Origin of the sequence: Micromonospora sp. GCM10011542 (assembly GCF_042650685.1) — a bacterium.
GTDB lineage: Bacteria > Actinomycetota > Actinomycetes > Mycobacteriales > Micromonosporaceae > Micromonospora.
This window is the reverse complement of record NZ_JBHSBO010000020.1, coordinates 75,859-94,033: the sequence shown is the minus strand read 5'-3', so window position 1 is coordinate 94,033 and position 18,175 is coordinate 75,859. Positions and strand designations below refer to the sequence as shown.

The following is an 18,175-nucleotide window of genomic DNA, read 5'->3' as shown; positions in this document are numbered from 1 at the left end:
AGCCCCGGTTCGGCGGGCGTCTGTCGGTCAGCCCGACGGCTGGTCGAGGCGACCGGTGGCGGCGAGCCGGCGGTACCAGTGCGCGCTGTCCTTCCAGGTGCGTACCTGGGTGTCGTAGTCGACGCGGATGATGCCGAACCGGCGGTCGTAGCCGTAGCCCCACTCGAAGTTGTCCAGCAGCGACCAGACGAAGTAGCCCCGCACGTCCGCGCCCTGCGCGCGGGCGTCCGCCACGGCGGCGATGTGCCGGCGCAGGTAGTCGATCCGTCGGTCGTCGTGGACGCGGCCGTCGGCCGAGACCACGTCGTCGAAGGCCGCGCCGTTCTCGGTGATCATCATCGGCTGGTGCGGGTACTCGCGGTGCAGGCGGAGCAGCAGCTCGGTTAGCGCCGGCGGGTCGATGTTCCAACCCATCGCCGTGTGCGGGCCGGGCTGGGGCAGGAAGTCGACGTCGCCGGCGGCCACCCACGGCGTGGACGCCGAGGCGCCGTGCCCGTCCGCGTCGGAGCGGGGTGACACCCCGTCCCAGGCCCGGACCAGGGTGCTGGAGTAGTAGTTCACGCCGAGCATGTCCAGCGGCACCGCGATCAGCTTCTCGTCGCCGTCCTGCACGAAGGACCAGTCGGTGACCGGTGCGGTGTCGGCCAGCAGATCGGCCGGGTACGCCCCGTCCAGCATCGGGCCGAGGAACGCCCGGTTGGCCAGCGCGTCGATCCGGCGTACCGCGTCGGTGTCCGCCGCCGAGTCCGACGCCGGCCGGATCACGTGCAGGTTCAGCGTCACCGACAGCTCGGCCGCGGGGGCCAGCTCCCGGACCACCCGACCGGCCAGGCCGTGCGCCAGGTTGAGGTGGTGCACCGCGGCCAGGGCTGCCGCGGGCTCGGTGCGACCGGGCGCGTGCACGCCGGAGGCGTAGCCCAGGTACGCCGAGCACCACGGCTCGTTCAGCGTCGTCCAGGTGTGCACCCGGTCGCCCAGCGCACCGACGATGCCGGCCGCGTACTCCTGGAAGCGCAGCGCGGTGTCTCGGGCCGGCCAGCCGCCCGCGTCCTCCAGTTCCTGCGGCAGGTCCCAGTGGTACATGGTGGCCACCGGGCGGATCCCTCGCTCCAGCAGCCCGTCCACCAGCCGCGAGTAGAAGTCCAGCCCGGCCCGGTTGAACGCGCCCGAGCCGCCCGGCTGCACCCGCGGCCAGGCGATGGAGAACCGGTACGCGTCGAGGCCCAGCTCTGCGATGTGCCCGAGGTCCTCCGGCCAGCGGTGATAGTGGTCGGCGGCCACGTCACCGGTGTCGCCGTTCAGCGTCCGGCCGGGGGTGTGGCTGTAGGTGTCCCAGATGGACGGCCCCCGGCCGTCCTCGGTGGCCGCGCCCTCGATCTGGTACGACGCCGTGGCCGATCCCCAGACGAAGCTCTCCGGGAAGGTGTGTGCCGTCATCGCCGTGCCTCCTTGACCTCACAGGTGTACGCCGACGAGGCGCCGGCGACCAGCGCGACGCTGGCCGTCCCATCCTCGTAGCGCACGTCGAACTCGGCGCCGGGGCCCTCCCCGGGCGACGGGACGCGGACCCGGGTCCGCTGCCCCTGGACCGGTGTGTAGAGCCGCAGCCGCACGTCGTCGGCCCACTCGTAGTCCGGCCGGTCGGTGCGGGCGCCGAACGGGATCACCGCGCCCGGCCGGGCCAGCACCGGCACGCTGTCGAAGCCGTGCTTCTCGGTCACCCAGGCCGGCCCGGTGAGCTGCTCACCGGTCACCAGGTGGGTCCACGTGCCGGCCGGTACGTAGTACGTCACCTGCCCGTCGGCGCTCATCACCGGTGCGACCAGCACGTCCGGGCCGAGCATGTACTGCCGGTCGAGCTGCGCGGCGGTCGGGTCGTTGGGGAACTCCAGGATCATCGGCCGCATCACCGGCACGCCGTCGCGGTGCGCCTCCTGCGCCGCCGCCGCCAGGTACGGCATCAGGCTGAGCTTGAGCCGGGTGAAGTGCCGCAGCACCTCCACCGCCTCGTCGTCGTACGCCCACGGCACCCGGTACGAGCTGGAGCCGTGCAGCCGGGAGTGCGACGAGAGCAGCCCGAAGGCGATCCACCGCTTGAACACCGCCGCATCCGGGGTGCCCTCGAAGCCGCCGATGTCGTGGCTCCAGTAGCCGAAGCCGGACGCGGCCAGGGACAACCCGCCGCGCAGCGACTCGGCCATCGCCACGAACGTCGACTCGCAGTCGCCACCCCAGTGCACCGGGAACTGCTGCCCGCCGGCGGTGGCAGAGCGGGCGAAGAGCACCGCCTCACCCTCGCCGCGCTCGGCCTCCAGCAGCTCGAAGACCGCCCGGTTGTAGAGGTAGGAGTAGTAGTTGTGCATCCGCTGCGGGTCCGAGCCGTCGTGCCACACCACGTCGGTCGGGATGCGCTCACCGAAGTCGGTCTTGAAGCAGTCCACGCCCATGTCGAGCAGCGCCTTGAGCTTCGACGAGAACCAGCGGACCGCGTCCGGGTTGGTGAAGTCGACCAGCGCCATGCCGGCCTGCCACTTGTCCCACTGCCAGACCGACCCGTCGGGGTTGCGGACCAGGTAGCCGGCCTGCCGGCCCTCCTCGAACAGGTACGAGCGCTGGGCGATGTACGGGTTGATCCATACGCACACCTTGAGGCCGCGCTCGTGCAGCCGACGCAGCATCCCCTCCGGGTCGGGGAAGGTCGCCGGATCCCAGACGAAGTCGACCCAGTGGAACTGCCGCATCCAGAAGCAGTCGAAGTGGAACACCGACAGTGGCAGGTCCCGCTCGGCCATCCCGTCGATGAACTCGGTCACCGTCTTCTCGTCGTACGAGGTGGTGAACGAGGTGGACAGCCACAGCCCGTACGACCAGGCGGGTACCCGGGCCGGCCGTCCGGTGAGCGCGGTGTAACGGCGCAGCACGTCCTTCGGGGTCGGCCCGTCGATGAGGTAGTAGGTCAGGGACTGCCCCTCGACGCTGAACTGGGTCTGCGAGACGACTTCCGAGCCGACCTCGAACGACACGTGCTCCGGGTGGTCCACGAAGACCCCGTAGCCGGCGCTGCTCAGGTAGAACGGCACGTTCTTGTACGCCTGCTCGCTGGCGGTACCGCCGTCGGCGTTCCAGATGTCGACCGTCTGGCCGTTCTTCACGAACGGGCCGAACCGCTCGCCGAGCCCGTACACCGTCTCGCCGACGCCGAGGGCCAGCCGCTCGTGCACGTAGGTGCGACCGTCGGCGTCGGTGACGACGCCGATGCTGCGCCCGGTGGACGAGGTGACCACCCGGTCGCCGTGCGCGAAGTCGACCCGCCACCCGTCGACCAGGGAGACCCGGGCGGTCAGGTCACCGGTGGTCAGCGACGCGCTGATCCCGGTGACGTCGACCGTGACCGGGTGCCGGTCGTCGACGCTCAACTCGAAGTTCGGCCGCCGCGGCAGCCCGCCACTGTGGTGGCCGATGGTCACGCCGACCACATCGGGGGCGGGGGAGAAGAACCGGACCGTGACCACCGGTCGGTTGAGGGTGTCGCCCCGACCGGTGATCCGCCCTGTCGGGGCGAAGACGGTGAAGCCGCGCTCGTCCGGCTCGACCGATTCGACGGTGCCGGGGCGCAGCACGCTGACCCCCGGGCGCAGTTGCCAGTACCCGTCGGTGAACTTCACTTCTCGGCTCCTGCCGTGATGCCGCGCGCCAGGGTGCGCTGGAAGATGAGGAAGAAGACGATGGCCGGCACCAGGCTGATTAGCGCGCCGGCGTTGGTGGTCGGGGCGTCCATCAGCCGGTCGCCCTGCAACGACGCGAGCGCCACCGGGATGGTCTGCGTCCGGTTGTCGATCAGCATGACCAGCGGGATGAGGAACTCGTTCCAGGTCCAGATGAAGAAGAAGATCAGCAGAACCGCGAGGCTGGGACGCAGGTTGGGGAAGACCACCCGCCACAGGATGGTCCACTTCCCGGCGCCGTCCAGCGCCGCCGCCTCCAGCAGCGAGCGCGGGAAGGTGCCGAGCACCGAGGCGAGCAGGTACGTGCCGAACGCGCTCTGGATGACGGTGAAGATGATGATCACCGAGAGCTGGGTGTTGTAGAGGCCGACCTGCTTGGCCATGTAGTACAGCGGGTAGATCAGCGACTCCTGCGGCAGCATGTTGGCCAGCAGGAAGAGCCCGACGATCCAGAGTCGGCCGCGGACCCGGCCGATGCCCAGCGCGTACGCGTTGAGCAGCGAGACGGCGACACCTAGCACCGCCACCGAGCCGGCGATGAGCGCGGAGTTCCACAGTTTCACCGGGAAGTCGACCTGGGTCCAGTAGGTCCGCAGGCCCTGCGTGTACAACTCGGACGGCCAGCTCAGCGGGCCGTTCGACGAGTACTCGCCGGGTGACTTGAACGCGTTGAGCAGCATGAACGCGAACGGCACCAGCATGACCAGCGCGCCGAGGGTGACCCCGGCGAGCACGATCCAGCGGCTCGCGCCACGGTGGTGCCGGTCGCGGGCCACCCGGCGGGCCGGCGCGCCGGTCGGAACGGTCGTCACGGCCATGTCAGAACCCCCGGTCCCGGCGCTCGCTGCGGTGCTGCATCCGGATGAACAGCACGCTCACCGCGATGATGATCAGAGTGAGCACCGTCGAGATCGCGGAGCCGTAGCCGACCTGCAGCTTCTTGAAGAACGTGTAGTAGGCGAAGTAGGAGGGCACGTTTGTCGCGTTCTCCGGGCCCCCCCGGGTCAGCGCGTAGATCGGGCCGAACACCTTCATCGCGGCGATGGTGCAGGTCAGGGCGACCACGAAGGTCTCCGGCCGGATCTGGGCCATGGTGATGGCCCGGAACCGGTGCCACCAGCCGGCGCCGTCGACCTCGGCCGCCTCGTACAACTCCGGGTCGACGCGTTGCAGCGCGGACATGAAGACCACCACCGGGTAGCCGATCTGCACCCAGATCATCACCGCCATCACGGCGGGCAGCGCGGTGTCCGGGTCGCCGAGCCAGTCGTGGCGCAGCGAGGAGAGCCCGACCGCTTGGAGTAGCCCGTTGAACGCCCCGTCGGGCCGCAGGATCCAGCCCCAGACGATGCCGGCCACCACGACCGGCAGCACCTGCGGCAGGTAGAAGGCGGCCCGCAGCGCCGCGGCGGTACGCGGACGGAACTTGCGGCCGATGGTGTCGAAGAGCACCGCGGCGAGCACCAGCCCGACCAGGGTGGGCACCACCACCATCGCCACGATCATCGCCAGGGTGTTGCGGAACGACGTCCAGAACACCTCGTCGTGCAGGAGGTTGCGGTAGTTGTCGAGGCCGATGAAGGTCGGGTCGCCGATCCCGGACCACTTGGTCAGCGACAGGTAGCCGGTGGCCACCAGCGGCGTGCCGATGACGAGCAGGAAGAGCAGCGCCCCCGGGAGCAGGTACAGCCAGTACGCGGCGTCGCCGCGGCGCTTCCTGCGCCCCGCGGGCGGGGCGGGTGCTGAGGTGGTCGCCCGCTCCGGGGCGGCCACGGCGTCGGACAGTGCCATGGGAGGTCCTTCCCGGCGGAGCGGGCGGGCGCGTCCTCACGGGGAGGGCGCCCCCGCCCGCTCGCCACCCTCACTTGCCGGTGATCTCCTTGACGCCGTCCTGGTACGGCTTGGCGATCGAGTCGAGTACCGCGTCCGGCGACTTGGACCGGTTGAGCAGGCCCTGGAAGCCGGAGACCAGCACGTCGTAGTAGCCGGGGACCGGCCAGTCCGGGTAGAAGGCGAGCCCGTCCTGACCGCTGACCGTGTTGAAGTTCTCGATCAGCTTGCGGTCCCGGGGGTCGCTGATCTTCGACGGATCACCGGCGACCGGGACGCCGCCGTTGGTGCCGATCAGGTTCTGGATCTCCGGGCGCAGGGTGATGTCGACGAAGTCGTACGCCAGGTTCTTGGCCTTGCTGCTCGCCGGAACCACCCAGAGGTTGCCGGACGAGCCGGCCTGCAGGCTGTTGCCGGGGAAGAGGAAGGTGTCCCAGTTGGCCTTCATCTCGGCCTTGAACCGGCCGAACCACCAGCTACCCGACACGATCATCGGGGTCTTGCCGGCGATGAACGCGGTGCCCATGTCCTCGGCCTTGAGGCTGGCCGAGTTCTTGCCGACGTAGCCCTTGGCCACCCACTCGGCGAAGGTCTGCGCCCCGTACTTCAGCGGGTCGGCGTGGAAGTCCACCGGGTTCTGGTAGAGCTGGTAGTCGTTGACGAACTGCCGGTTCCCCTTCGCCAGCGCGAGCTGGTAGAAGAGCTGGCCGGCCGGGTACTCGGCGCCGGCCATGCCCAGCGGGGTGACGCCCTTGCCCACGAAGGTGTCCATCGCGGCGGTCATCTCGGCCATCGTGGTCGGCACCTGGACGCCGTACTTGGCGAAGAGGTCCTTGTTGTAGTAGACCGTCACGTACTCGCCGTAGTTCGGCACCCCGAACCAGTTGCCCGAGCCCATCACGCCCTTGTCGCTGTAGCGGGCGGTGGTCTGCAGGCTGGGGCTGAGCTTGCCGGCCCAGCCGCGCTTGTCGGCCTCACCGCTGAGGTCGGTGAGCAGCCCCTGCGAGGAGAGCAGCCCGGCCGTGGCGTTGCCCTTGTTGTACTCCATGATGTCCGGACCCTCGGACGAGTTGATGATCATGCCAGCGTTCTGCTGGATCTGCTCGAACGCCTTGCGCTCGAAGCGCACCTCGACACCCGGGTGCTCGCTCTTGAAGATCTCGATCGCCCGGTCCCAGGCGACCCCCATGGCACTGTTGGCGCTCTCGTAGTGCCAGAGCTTGAGGGTCTTGGCCCCGCTGTCGTCCCCGCTGTCGCCGCCGCCGCACGCGGCCACGGTGGTCGTCGCGGTCGCCGCCAGGGCGATCGCGGCGACGATCCGGCGGAATCGCTGCATTGCTATCCTCCTCGTTGAGTATCTAGCCGGTACTGCACTGGGCCCGTCGTCGCGTTGCAGCGCGGCGGCGGGCCGTTTTCGCTGGTCAGCCCCCGTCGGCCGGCGGCGGCTCGGGTGCGCCCGGTGCCGGTCGTCGTGGCGCGGCGGTCGAACCTCGGATCTCCAGCGCGCAGGGCAGCAGTTGCTGGTGCTGCTCTTCGCCCGCCCCGTCCAGTTGGCGCAGCAGCGCCTCGATCGCGATCCGGCCCAGGGCGGAGCCGGGCGACGTCATGGCGGTCAGCGCCGGGGTGGCCAGCTCGGCGACCTGGGGCGAGGTGACCATCGAGACGACCGAGAAGTCGTCGGGCACCGCCAGCCCTCGGGAGGTCAGCCCGCCGAGGATGCCGAAGATCGCGTTCTCGTTCATGGCGAGCACGGCGGTCAGCTCCGGAGCCCGCGCGAACGCGGTGGCCAGGGCCGCCCGCCCGCCGGCCGCGCTGTCCTCGGCCGCGATCATCAGCGGCTCCAGGCCGTGGCCGGCCATGGCCGCCACGAAAGCGTCCCGGGTACGCAGGGCCGGGCCGTAGCCACTGGCCAGGGTGGCGGCCGAGTGGTTGACGTAGACGATGCGCCGGTGGCCGAGGCCGACCAGGTGGGCGACGGCCTCCCGCACGGTCTGCTCGAAGTCGATGTCGACGTAGGAGAGCCCGTCGGTGTCACCGGTGCGCCCGATCAGCACCAGCGGGACGCCGGCCTCCTGGAGCACGGTGACCCGCTCGTCGGCCAGCTGCACCTCCATCAGCACCGCGCCGTCGAGCATCCGCTGGCTGGCCAGCCGGCGCAGGTCGTCGAGGTCACCGCCGCCGACCGGTGAGAGCACCAGGTGGTAGCCCGCCGCACTGGCCGCCGCGGCGGCGCCGGTTACGAAGGCCGTCTCCGTCGCACCGAGGCCGCGCTCGTCGATCGGCATCAGCAGACCGAGGATCCGACTGCGCCGGCTGGCCAGGCCGCGGGCCATCGCGTTGGGCTGGTAGTCGAGCTCGGCCATCGCCGCGAGCACCTTGTCCCGGGTGGCCTGGGAGATCGGTCGAGTGCCGGTGAGCACGTACGAGACGGTGCTGACCGACACCCGGGCGAGGCGGGCGACGTCGTGCATGGTGGGCACCGCGTACCTCCTCCGGCCAGGGGTGGGATCGCTCCCGGATGATCGTCGAAGCGTTTCGACGAAGCGTTTCGACAGACGCTAGGGCAGGTGTTACGGCGACGTCAATAGCCGGTGTCAAGAAGAATTCCGGCCGGTCCGGGTGTGGCCTGGCCCGGCCACCCTGCGCCCACCTCCCGACGTCGGCCGGTATGTGTCCGCCCCCTTTGCTCTGCTTCAACGACCGCAACACCGCCTGCCCGGACAGCGGACGGCCGGTGATGCGTAGGGGTGAAGCAGAGCAAAGACAGGGAGGGGATCCGCTGCCCCGGCGGCTGCCGAGAGAGTGTCAGGCCAGGTCGAAGAGCGCGGCGGCGCTGTCCCAGCAGACCGCGCGCAGCCAGTCGTCGCCCAGGTCGAGACGGGCCAGGCCGGTCAGTTGGTCGGCGTACGGGTAGGGGATGTTCGGGAAGTCGCTGCCCAGCAGCACCTTGCCGGCCAGCCCCAGCTCACGCAGCCGGGGCAGTTCGTCGGCGGGGAAGGGCACGAACCGGTCGAAGAACGGCGTGAACGCCATGGTGGTGTCCAGCCGCACCTGCTCGTACGCCTCGGCCAGGTCGAGGAAGGCCCGGTAGTCCGGGGCGCCGAGGTGCGCCACGACGGCGGTCAGGCGCGGGTGGCGGGCGAGCAGGGCGGCGAACGGGTCCGGGCCGGTGTACGTGGTGCCGACCGGGGCGTGCCCGGCGTGCACCACCACCGGCACGCCGGCGTCGGCCAGCATCCCCCACACGCGGTCCAGCGCGGGGTCGGTCGGCGCGAACCCGCCAACCTGCACGTGCACCTTGAACAGCCGGGCGCCCGCGGTCAGCGCCGCCTCGACGTACCTGGGTGCCTCCGGCTCCGGAAAGAAGGTGGCCGAGGGCAGGCAGCCCGGGGTGGCCCGGGCGAACTCCAGCGTCCAGCGGTTCAGCTCCACCGCCATCCCGGGGCGGTGCGGGTACGCCAGCGCGCTGAACGCCCGTACGCCCAGCCGCCCCAGGTGGGCGACCCGGTCGGCGTCGCTCCACCGGTAGCGGATCGGCCACTCGGTGCCGACCAGCGGACCCGCCGCGTCGAAGTACGCCCACACCTTGCGCAGCAGCCGGGGCGGCAGGAAGTGCACGTGCACGTCGGCCAGCCCGGGCAGCCCCAGCCCACGCCAGAATGCGGGCACCTCCGCGTCGGCGGCCGGCGGGTCGGGCTCGGTCATATGTCGATGTTGAACCGCTGCAACACCGACGGTGCGACCAGGCCGGCGGCGGCCAGCGCCGAGATCACGGTCAGCGCGGTGCGCAGCACGACCACCTCGGTCTTGCTGCCGGTGCGCAGCGCGATGCTGTTGGGCAGGCCGACCATCGTCCACATTCGGCGCTTGATCGGGATCGGCCAGAGGATCGGTACGCCGGCCCGGGTGATCATGTCGCCGAGGATGTGCACGAAGCAGCCCACCCCGACGGCGGTGCCGAGCAGCGGATAGCCCCGACCGCCGGGCAGGTTGACGAAGGTGAACCAGGCCGCGCCGGCCGACGCGAGGGTCACGATCACCCAGCCGGCCCGCTCGGCCCACTCGTCGAACAGGCCGCGCAGGGCCAGCCCGAACATGAAGAACAGGATGGTGATCACGGCCCACTTGCCGTACGCGGCGCAGAGCGCGGTGGTGCCCCAGCCGACCAGCAGGGTGAACGGGATCGTGTGGGTGAGCGTCCGGTGCCCGTTGTTGCGGCGCGGGTCCTTGCTGAGCTTCGTCGCGTAGTAGACGCCGAGCGAGATCTTCTCCATCACCTCGGCGACGAAGAGCGAGAAGACCCCGAAGGTGCGTGCCACGGTGGCGCCGCCCTGGTTGCGGGTCACCTTGCCGGAGAGGTCCAGGTCGGGAAAGAGCGCACCGCCGGCGCAGACCGCGGTGCCCACCGCCAGCGCGAGCGGCGACTGGTGGTAGTCGGCGAACTGGTCCAGTGCCCACGAGCCGGCCAGCCACACCGCCGCGCCGGACAGCGCGTGCGACGGTCCCATCATTCGGCTCACCCTCCCCAGGGATCTTGAGCGCCAAAACTACGCCACTGTAGTCATCGCCGGTGCCGCAGGGGCATCATCCGGACAGTCCACAACGGACGGTGTCAGGGGGCGGGTGTGAAGCTCTGCCGGATCATCAAGAAGTATGTCGCGTTGACCTGCCAGTCGAACTCTTCTGTCAACCACGAGACGGTGTAGGCGGTGCGCGCCGAGGTGTTCGCCAGCAGCCGTGCGGTGTGCACCCGCTTACCGGCGGCGGTCTGCCAACCGCACTCCCAGACCGCCCCGCCCTCGAAGATGTTCAGCGCCGAGATGTCCACCTTGCGGTAGCCGGCCAGTGCCCCGCCCTCGGTGAGCCGGGCCTCCTCGCTCCGCCAGTGCGCGACCGGGTCGGGGCGTGCCGGACCGCTCTCCACGCTGAGCACCCGGGACGCGCCGGGCTCCCGGAAGCAGGTGACGGCGTCCTCCGTCCAGCGCAGCCAGCCGATCGGGGCGGCGATCCGGAAGCCGGTCGGATCGTCGTGCCAGGTCCAGCCGCTACGCAGCCGGTACCGGGCGCCGGCCGGCGGGGGCACCGACGGCACCGGGGTGGCCGCCGACGGCGGCGCCGCGCAGGCGAACGCGGCCGGGCGGGCCGACGTCGCGCCGCCGCCCGAGCCGGAGGGCGGAGGGCGGCCATCGTCGCGGTTGCTCAGTGCCAGCGCAGCGCCCGCCGCGACGAGCAGGGCGGTGGCGGCGAGCGCGCCGCCGATCGCGAACAGACGTCGGCGCCGCCGGGCGGGTGGTCGTCCGGGCGCCGGTGCGGGGGGCTCGCCGGGGGCGTCCGGCCGGTCCGCGGCGGGCGCGGGATGCGGCGGTACGGCCGTCCGAGCCGCGCCGCGGATCGCGGCCACGGCGGCGGACCGCGCGCGTGTCGGCTCGGCGCTCGCGTCGTTGTCGGCGCTCGGGCCAGGGTCTGCGGCGACGGCGCGTAGCAGCGGTTCCGCCTCGGCGGCGGTCAGCCGCCGCCAGGGGTCACGCTGCAGCAGGCCGGTGAGGACCGGGCGCAGTGGCCCGGCCCGGCGCATCGGGTCCGGCGGTTCGGTGGCCAGCGCACTCAGCGTCGCCATGGCGCTGGAGCGGGCGTACGGCGATTTTCCCTCCACCGTCGCGTAGAGCGTGGCGCCCAGCGACCACAGGTCGGTACGCGGACTGGAGATGCCCTCCCGGGCCCGTTCCGGTGCGACGAACTGCGGCGACCCGAGCACGCTGCCCGGCCCGGTCATCACGCCCTCGCCGCCGTCGAAGGTGGCCAGCCCGAAGTCGGTGAGCACCACCCGCCCGTCGTCGGCGACCAGCACGTTGTGCGGTTTCACGTCGCGGTGCAGCACACCGGCGGCGTGCGCGGCGCGCAACGCGGCGAGCACGGCCAGCCCGATCCGGGCGGTCCGCTGCGGGCTCAGCGGACCCTCGGCGCCGATGATCTGCTGCACCGAGCGGGACGGTACGTACTCCATCACGATCCAGGGGCTCCCCCGGTCGTGCACCACGTCGTAGATGCGCACCACGTTGGGGTGGTTGAGCCGGGCGGCGGTGCGCGCCTCGCGCAGCGTACGCAGCCGCAGCTCGTCGCGCTCGGGCTCGGCCAGCCAGGACGGCGGGACGACCTCCTTCACCGCGACGTCACGGTGCAGCATCTCGTCGCGGGCCAGCCACACCCGGCCCATCCCGCCGGTGCCGACCAGGTCGAGCAGCCGGTACCGTCCCGCGATCAGCAGCTGCCGCACGGTCGCGCCCCCTCGATCACCCCGGGTTACACGATAACCACCGATGCCCGATTTCTCATCCGCTGACCAGCCTCGATCGATGGGAGCTGGCGGTCGGGGCCGGTGGCCCGTCGGGTTCGGGACCGTACGGGTGGGCCCTGCGTCAGCAGGCGGCGTGGTCGGCGGCGGCGAGCAGGTTGCCCTCGGGAATGGCGATCCGGGTACGCCCGCCGGCCAGTTGGGCGGCGGCCCGCCGGGCCTGGAGCGGCCCGTGCTCCCGGCGTGCGGTGGCGTAGCTGGCGGCGGTGCGGGCCGCGATGGTGGCCCAGCCGTAGCGTTCGCCGACCATCGTGCGGGCCCGCCGCGCCACCCGCCGGGCGAAGACCTCGTCGCCGAGCAGCTGGTCGACGGCACCGGCCAGGGCGTCCGGGTCGCTGTGCGGGAAGGTCACCCCGGTGACGCCGGGCTCGACGATCTCGGCGAGCCCGCCGGTGCGGGCCACGGCCAGGGGAGCGCCGGCGGCCGCCGCCTCCAGCGCCACCATGCCGAACGGCTCGTAGAGGCTGGGCACCACCGTGGCGTCGGTGGCGCCGAGCACCGCCGGCAGTTGACCGGCGTCGAGGAAGCCGGTGAACCGGACGGTCGAGGCGAGCGCGAGCCGTCGCGTCTCCTCCTCCAGTTCCGGTCGGAAGGGGCCGTCGCCGGCGATCACCACGCGTAGCCCGGGGTGCCGGGCGCGCAGCCGCGGCACGGCGTGCACCAGGTGCTGCACGCCCTTCTCGTAGACCAGCCGCCCGGCGTACCCGACCAGCGGGCCGTCGGCGGCGAACCGGGCCCGGGCCGACGCGACCGCACGGGGCCGGGCCCGCCAGGCGCGGTCGTCGACGCCGTTGGGCACCACGTCGACCTGCCCGGCCGGCACGTCGAACAGGGCGGTCACCTGGTCGCGCATGTACCCGGAGCAGGTGATCACCCGGGCCGAGGAGCTGCTGAGCCAGTGCTCGACGCCGTGGATGGTGCGGTTCATCTCCTCGGGCAGCCAGCCCTGGTGCCGGCCCGCCTCGGTGGCGTGGATGGTGGTGACCAGCGGCAGGTCCAGGTGCTCGGCGAGGGTGATGGCGGTGTGCGCGACCAGCCAGTCGTGGGCGTGGACGACGTCGTACGAGCCGGCCTCGGTGGCCCGCAGCGCCGTGCGGGTGAGGGTGTGGTTGAACGCCATGGTCCAGGCCAGCAGGCTGCCGGTGGCCAGTGGAAAGGCCACCGGGTCCTCGGCCGCGCGCAGGATCCGTACGCCGTCGGCGTACTCCTCCAGGGGCGCGCCCTCGGCGTGCCGGGTGACGACGGTGACCTCGTGACCGGCGGCGGCCAGTGCCACCGACAGCGCGTGCACATGTCGGCCCAGCCCGCCGACCAGCACCGGCGGGTACTCCCAGGAGAGCATGAGCACCCGCTGCTGCTGCCGGGCGGAATGGATGTCGATCACGTGGGCGTCGGGCGACATGCGGGCCCCCTTCGAGTCGTCCCCGGGCGCGCGCCGACCGGCACCGGTGCCGGCGCCCGCCGTCGCGTCTGGATCCGAGCCCATCCTGCCCGGGCCGGGATAACCAACGGAGACACCGCCGTTGCGGTCGTGTAAAGCGCTACCGGCCGGTGCGGCGCGCCCGCAGCAGCTCGGCCACCGACCATGCCTGGAACGGGCAGCCGGTCGCGACGTGCGGCGGAAGACCGTCGGCCGTCTCGCTCACCGAGCCTAGCCCGAATTCGGTCAGATGTGCGTCAATACCGACGAATGCGTCGTCGACTGACATCTTCGCTCGGCGGCAGGCATCCACGTACGGACCGATCAGCCACGGCCAGACCGTGCCCTGGTGGTAGCCGCCGTCGCGCTCGGCCGGGCCGCCCCGGTGCCGGCCGACGAACTCCGGCGAATCCGGGGCGAGGCTGCGCGGGCCGAGCGGAGTGAGCAGCCCGGAGGCGACCCGGCGCAGCGTGGCCTCGTCCGGCTCCAGCGGGGCGTACGGCAGCGACCAGGCCAGTAACTGGTTGGGGCGCAGCGAGTCGTCGTCGTGCTGGGCCGCGCCGCCCAGGGGGTACGCGGGCGCGGGCGCGTCCAGCACGTCGTGCAGCCAGCCGGTGGGGGCCGGGTAGCGGGCCCGGAAGGAGCCGACGGCCCGCTCGTGCAGGCGCCACAGCTCCCCGGCGTCCTGCCCGGCCAGCTCGGTCAGCTCCGCGAGCCCCGCCAGCCCATTGATCCACAGGGCGTTGACCTCGACGGGCTTCCCGGTACGCGGGGTGACCGGCACCCCGTACACCCGGGCGTCCATCCAGGTCAGTGCCGTACCCGGGGCGCCCTGGGTGACCAGCCCGTCGGCCGGGTCGACGGCGATGCCGTACCGGGTGCCGGCCAGGTGGGCGTCGACGACCCCGCGCAGGGCCGGCAGCAGCTCGTCGCCGAGGTCGGTGTCGCCCGTGACGGTGACGTGCCGGCTCACCGCGTGCAGGAACCACAGCGTGGCGTCGACGGTGTTGTACTCCACCCGCCCGGTGTCGGCGGTGTTGGCCAGCATCCCCTCGGACAGCGTGGCCGCGTACGCGCGTAGCAGCTCGCGGCCCTCCGCGGCCCGGTTGGTGCAGAGGAACAGCCCCTCGTACGAGATCATCGTGTCCCGCGACCAGGCCCCGAACCACGGGTAGCCGGCCACCACGTCGACCGCCGAGTCGTTCGTGCGCACCACGAAGGCGTCGGCGGCCAGCGTGAGGGTGGCCTGGACGTCGTCGGCCGGCTTCACCGCCGCCACCACCTGACGGTTGCGCCGCCGGGCCGTCGCGACGATCTCGGCCGCCGGGGGCGGCTCGTCATCGAGCTGACCGGCCCACGCGCGCACCGAGACCGTGTCACCCGGGCGTTCCAGCTCGCCGACGAAGCGCCCCGCGTACCAGACGTCCTCGTCCGGGTGCAGACCCCGCGCGGCCTCCTCGCGGTGGTGCACACCCAGCCACCACTGCCCCTCCGGCGCCCAGCCCGGGCCGGAGAGCCGGTACGCGCCCTCGACGACCGCGCCGTCGGCCACCGGCTCCATCCGCGGCACCGGCCCGTCGGCCCGGCGCTCGCCGTGCGCGTCCCGCCAGGTGCAGGCGGCGGCCAGCTCCAGGCGCACCGGCCCGCCCGAGACCAACCGGTGCACCACGGCCACGCAGGAGCGGCCGGGCAGCATGGCCAGCTCCCGTTCGATCACCACGGCGCCGATCCGCCACCGCCACCGGGGCAGCCCGTCGACCAGGTCGAAGCGCTCCAGCAGCTCGAAGCCGCGCGGGTCGACGTCACCGGAGGCCCACTCGTGCGCGCCCAAGCGGACCCGTCCGCCCGAGGGCAGGGTGACCGCCGGGTCGAGGCTGACCAGTCCCACGCGGCGGGACGCTGGCGTCTCACCGGCCGTCACCAGCAGCCCGTGGTAGCGGCGCGTCCGCAGCCCGCCGACGGTGCCCATCGCGTACCCGCCGACGCCGTCGGGAACCAACCACTCCCGGCTGGCCGCGCTGGTCAGATCGCCGCAGACCTGCGGGCCGAAGTGAATGTCGATCAACTTTCCTCCACCGGCGGCGGGGTGTAACGCGCCACGACGAGAATGGCCGCTGTGGTCAAGTACCCCGGGGGCGTCAAAGATGTGCACGTGATCACTGACCGTTCGCCCTCCGACGCCCCGCCCCCCGACGCCGAGCGGCTCCGGCTCGCGCAGGCCGACTCGGGGGAGCAGGACTGGCGCGCATGGGGTCCCTATCTGTCCGAACGGGCGTGGGGGACGGTACGGGAGGACTACAGCGAGCACGGTACGGCCTGGGACTACTTCCCGCACGACCACGCGCGGTCCCGAGCCTACCGGTGGAACGAGGACGGAATGGCGGGCGTCTGCGACGACCGGCAGACCTTCGCCTTCGCCTTGGCGCTGTGGAACGGTCGGGACCCGATCCTCAAGGAGCGGATGTTCGGCCTCGGCGGCGACGGCGGCAACCACGGCGAGGACGTCAAGGAGTACTGGTGGTACGAGGACTCCACCCCCACCCACTCCTGGATGCGTTGGCGCTACCACTACCCGCAGGCCGCCTTCCCGTACGACGAACTGGTCGCGGTGAACGCGCTGCGCGGGCGGGACGACACCGAGTACGAACTGGTCGACACGGGGATCTTCGACGACGACCGGTACTGGGCGGTGACCGTCGACTACGCCAAGGCGTCCCCGACCGACCTCTGCATGGTGGTCACCGTGGCCAACCGCGGCGACCGCGCGGAGACCCTGCACGTGCTGCCCAGCCTGTGGTTCCGCAACACCTGGGCCTGGGGGCTGCCCGGCGCCGACCGGGTGCCCCGGCTGGTCGGCGAGGACAACCGGCTGGTCGGTGAACACCGGGTGCTGGGCCAGTTGCTGCTGGAGGGCGACGGCGACCCGGTGCCGCTGCTCTGCGACAACGACACTAACGCCGAGCGGCTCTGGGGGCTGCCCGGCCGGTCGCGCTACCCGAAGGACGGCATCAACGACCACGTGGTCGACGGCGCCGCCACGGTCAACCCGGCGGGGGAGGGCACCAAGGGGGCCCTGCACTACGTGCTCGACGTGCCGGCCGGGGGGCAACGCCAGATCCGGCTGCGGCTGACCCGCACCGCCCCGCCGCCCGGTGGCGGCACCCCACCGCCGGCGGATCTGGGCGACGGCTTCGACGCGGTGGTGTGGGCCCGCCGGGCCGAGGCGAACCGGTTCTTCGCCGGAGTGATCCCCGAGGCGGCCAGCCCCGACGAGGCGCTGGTGGCCCGGCAGGCCATCGCCGGGCTGATGTGGGGCAAGCAGTTCTACCACTTCGACGTCAAGCGCTGGCTGGAGGGCGACCCGGGCTCGGCGCCGCCGCCGGCCGGGCGCCGGCACGGGCGCAACAGCGCCTGGTGGCACATGACCAGCTTCGACGTCATCTCCATGCCGGACCCGTGGGAGTACCCCTGGTACGCGGCCTGGGACCTGGCCTTCCACTGCGTCAGCATCGCCCGGGTCGACCCCGGGTTCGCCAAGGAGCAACTGCTGCTCCTGCTGCGCGAGTGGTACCTGCACCCCAACGGGCAGATCCCGGCGTACGAGTGGGCCTTCGGCGACGTGAACCCGCCGGTGCACGCCTGGGCGGCGCTCAAGGTGTTCGAGATCGACGGCGGCCGGGACCACGACTTCCTGGCCCGGGTGATGCACAAGCTGCTGCTCAACTTCACCTGGTGGGTCAACCGCAAGGACACCGGCGGCAACAACGTCTTCGAGGGCGGCTTCCTCGGGCTGGACAACGTCGGGCCGTTCGACCGGTCCGCGGCGCTGCCGGTGGCCGGGGTGCTGGAGCAGTCCGACGGCACCGGCTGGATGGCCATGTACGCGCTCAACATGCTGGACATGGCGATCGTGCTGGCCGAGCACGACCGCACCTGGGTGGACACCGCCACCAAGTTCTTCGAGCACTTCGCGTACATCGCCGCGGCCGCGTACGAGCAGGGGCTCTGGGACGAGGAGGACGCCTTCTTCTACGACGTGCTCCGCCTCGCCGACGGCACGAAGGTGCCGCTGAAGGTGCGCTCGGTGGTCGGGCTGCTGCCGCTGGCCGCCACCACCCGGCTGACCGCCCGCACCCTGCACCACCTGCCGGAACTGGGCGCCCGGCTGCGCTGGTTCCTCACCAACCGCCCGGAGTACGCCGACGTGATCGGTGCCCGCCGGCTCGGCCCGGACGGTCGCCAGCAGCGGCTGCTGTCCATGGTCGGCCCGGAGCAGGTGGTCCGGCTGCTGGCCCGGATGCTGGACCCCGACGAGTTCCTGTCCGACTTCGGCCTGCGCACACTGTCGCGCGCGCACCTGGACAAGCCGTTCTCGGTGACCCTCGGCGGGCAGGAGTTCTGCGTCGGCTACGAACCGGCCGAGTCGACCAGCGGCCTGTTCGGCGGCAACTCCAACTGGCGGGGTCCGATCTGGATGCCGACGAACTTCCTGCTGATCAGCGCGCTGCGCGACTACGCGGCGTTCTTCGGCGACGACCTCCAGGTCGAGTACCCGACCCGTTCCGGGGTGAAGAAGACTCTCGACGAGATCGCCGACGACCTGTCGGCCCGGCTGATCGCGCTGTTCACCCAGGACGACTGGGGTCGGCGCCCGATCTACGGGGCGGCGCGACTGTTCCAGACCCACCCGGACTGGCGGGACCTGATCGCCTTCCCCGAGTACTTCCACGGCGACAACGGCGCCGGGCTGGGCGCGTGGCACCAGACCGGCTGGACGGCACTGATCGCCGACCTCATCCTCACCCTGCGCCGCTGACCCGTGGGAATGATCGACTCGTGTTCCTGAAA

12 protein-coding genes are annotated in these 18,175 nt (G+C 71.9%); 1 reads left to right on the top strand and 11 read right to left on the bottom strand.

Translation table 11 applies throughout. The features are described from left to right. Positions 1-27: 27 nt before the first annotated feature. The 11 genes from ACFOW4_RS06470 to ACFOW4_RS06420 all read right to left on the bottom strand — a co-directional run bounded on the left by ACFOW4_RS06470 (position 28) and on the right by ACFOW4_RS06420 (position 15,392). A complete protein-coding gene (locus ACFOW4_RS06470) occupies positions 28-1,437 on the bottom strand; it encodes a GH1 family beta-glucosidase (protein WP_377525396.1) in 1,410 nt (469 codons plus the stop codon). Then, entirely contained in the window at positions 1,434-3,665 is a 2,232-nt protein-coding gene (gene yicI, locus ACFOW4_RS06465; protein ID WP_377525395.1) for an alpha-xylosidase, read from the bottom strand. The genes ACFOW4_RS06470 and yicI overlap by 4 nt, the downstream gene beginning before the upstream one ends. Beyond that, positions 3,662-4,543, bottom strand: a complete 882-nt coding sequence (locus ACFOW4_RS06460) for a carbohydrate ABC transporter permease (RefSeq protein WP_377525393.1) — start codon at positions 4,541-4,543, stop codon at positions 3,662-3,664. Before ACFOW4_RS06460 ends, yicI begins: the two co-directional genes overlap by 4 nt. Before the next feature lies 1 nt (position 4,544). After that, positions 4,545-5,516, bottom strand: coding sequence for a carbohydrate ABC transporter permease (locus ACFOW4_RS06455; protein ID WP_377525392.1), 972 nt, complete (start codon positions 5,514-5,516; stop codon positions 4,545-4,547). Positions 5,517-5,586: 70 nt separating this feature from the next. After that, the gene (locus tag ACFOW4_RS06450) at positions 5,587-6,891 is read right to left on the bottom strand and encodes an ABC transporter substrate-binding protein (protein WP_377525390.1); all 1,305 of its coding nucleotides are present in this window, start codon (positions 6,889-6,891) and stop codon (positions 5,587-5,589) included. Positions 6,892-6,976: 85 nt separating this feature from the next. Then, entirely contained in the window at positions 6,977-8,026 is a 1,050-nt protein-coding gene (locus tag ACFOW4_RS06445) for a LacI family DNA-binding transcriptional regulator (protein WP_377525502.1), read from the bottom strand. Positions 8,027-8,360: 334 nt separating this feature from the next. Further along, on the bottom strand, positions 8,361-9,260 hold the full coding sequence (locus ACFOW4_RS06440; RefSeq protein ID WP_377525389.1) for an amidohydrolase family protein: 900 nt from the start codon (positions 9,258-9,260) through the stop codon (positions 8,361-8,363). After that, positions 9,257-10,066, bottom strand: a complete 810-nt coding sequence (locus tag ACFOW4_RS06435) for a metal-dependent hydrolase (protein WP_377525387.1) — start codon at positions 10,064-10,066, stop codon at positions 9,257-9,259. The genes ACFOW4_RS06440 and ACFOW4_RS06435 overlap by 4 nt, the downstream gene beginning before the upstream one ends. 101 nt (positions 10,067-10,167) lie before the next feature. Beyond that, the gene (locus tag ACFOW4_RS06430) at positions 10,168-11,829 is read right to left on the bottom strand and encodes a serine/threonine-protein kinase (protein WP_377525386.1); all 1,662 of its coding nucleotides are present in this window, start codon (positions 11,827-11,829) and stop codon (positions 10,168-10,170) included. A 142-nt stretch (positions 11,830-11,971) separates the two neighbouring features. Next, positions 11,972-13,309 (bottom strand): glycosyltransferase family 4 protein, encoded by a 1,338-nt coding sequence (locus ACFOW4_RS06425; protein WP_377525384.1) that lies wholly within the window; start codon positions 13,307-13,309, stop codon positions 11,972-11,974. A 139-nt stretch (positions 13,310-13,448) separates the two neighbouring features. Then, positions 13,449-15,392 (bottom strand): amylo-alpha-1,6-glucosidase, encoded by a 1,944-nt coding sequence (locus ACFOW4_RS06420; RefSeq protein ID WP_377525383.1) that lies wholly within the window; start codon positions 15,390-15,392, stop codon positions 13,449-13,451. A gap of 42 nt (positions 15,393-15,434) precedes the next feature. On the opposite strand from ACFOW4_RS06420, the gene ACFOW4_RS06415 reads away from it, so the two are divergent. Then, on the top strand, positions 15,435-18,143 hold the full coding sequence (locus ACFOW4_RS06415; RefSeq protein WP_377525382.1) for a glucosidase: 2,709 nt from the start codon (positions 15,435-15,437) through the stop codon (positions 18,141-18,143). Positions 18,144-18,175: the final 32 nt, after the last annotated feature.

What these genes read in the sequence shown, in the direction of transcription:
- ACFOW4_RS06440 (WP_377525389.1), bottom strand. Translation starts at nt 9,260, where the DNA reads ATGACCGAGCCCGACCCGCCGGCCGCCGACGCGGAGGTGCCCGCATTC.
- ACFOW4_RS06450 (WP_377525390.1), bottom strand. Translation starts at nt 6,891, where the DNA reads ATGCAGCGATTCCGCCGGATCGTCGCCGCGATCGCCCTGGCGGCGACC.
- ACFOW4_RS06415 (WP_377525382.1), top strand. Translation starts at nt 15,435, where the DNA reads ATGGCCGCTGTGGTCAAGTACCCCGGGGGCGTCAAAGATGTGCACGTG.
- ACFOW4_RS06455 (WP_377525392.1), bottom strand. Translation starts at nt 5,516, where the DNA reads ATGGCACTGTCCGACGCCGTGGCCGCCCCGGAGCGGGCGACCACCTCA.
- ACFOW4_RS06435 (WP_377525387.1), bottom strand. Translation starts at nt 10,066, where the DNA reads ATGATGGGACCGTCGCACGCGCTGTCCGGCGCGGCGGTGTGGCTGGCC.
- ACFOW4_RS06445 (WP_377525502.1), bottom strand. Translation starts at nt 8,026, where the DNA reads ATGCACGACGTCGCCCGCCTCGCCCGGGTGTCGGTCAGCACCGTCTCG.
- ACFOW4_RS06460 (WP_377525393.1), bottom strand. Translation starts at nt 4,543, where the DNA reads ATGGCCGTGACGACCGTTCCGACCGGCGCGCCGGCCCGCCGGGTGGCC.
- ACFOW4_RS06425 (WP_377525384.1), bottom strand. Translation starts at nt 13,309, where the DNA reads ATGTCGCCCGACGCCCACGTGATCGACATCCATTCCGCCCGGCAGCAG.
- ACFOW4_RS06470 (WP_377525396.1), bottom strand. Translation starts at nt 1,437, where the DNA reads ATGACGGCACACACCTTCCCGGAGAGCTTCGTCTGGGGATCGGCCACG.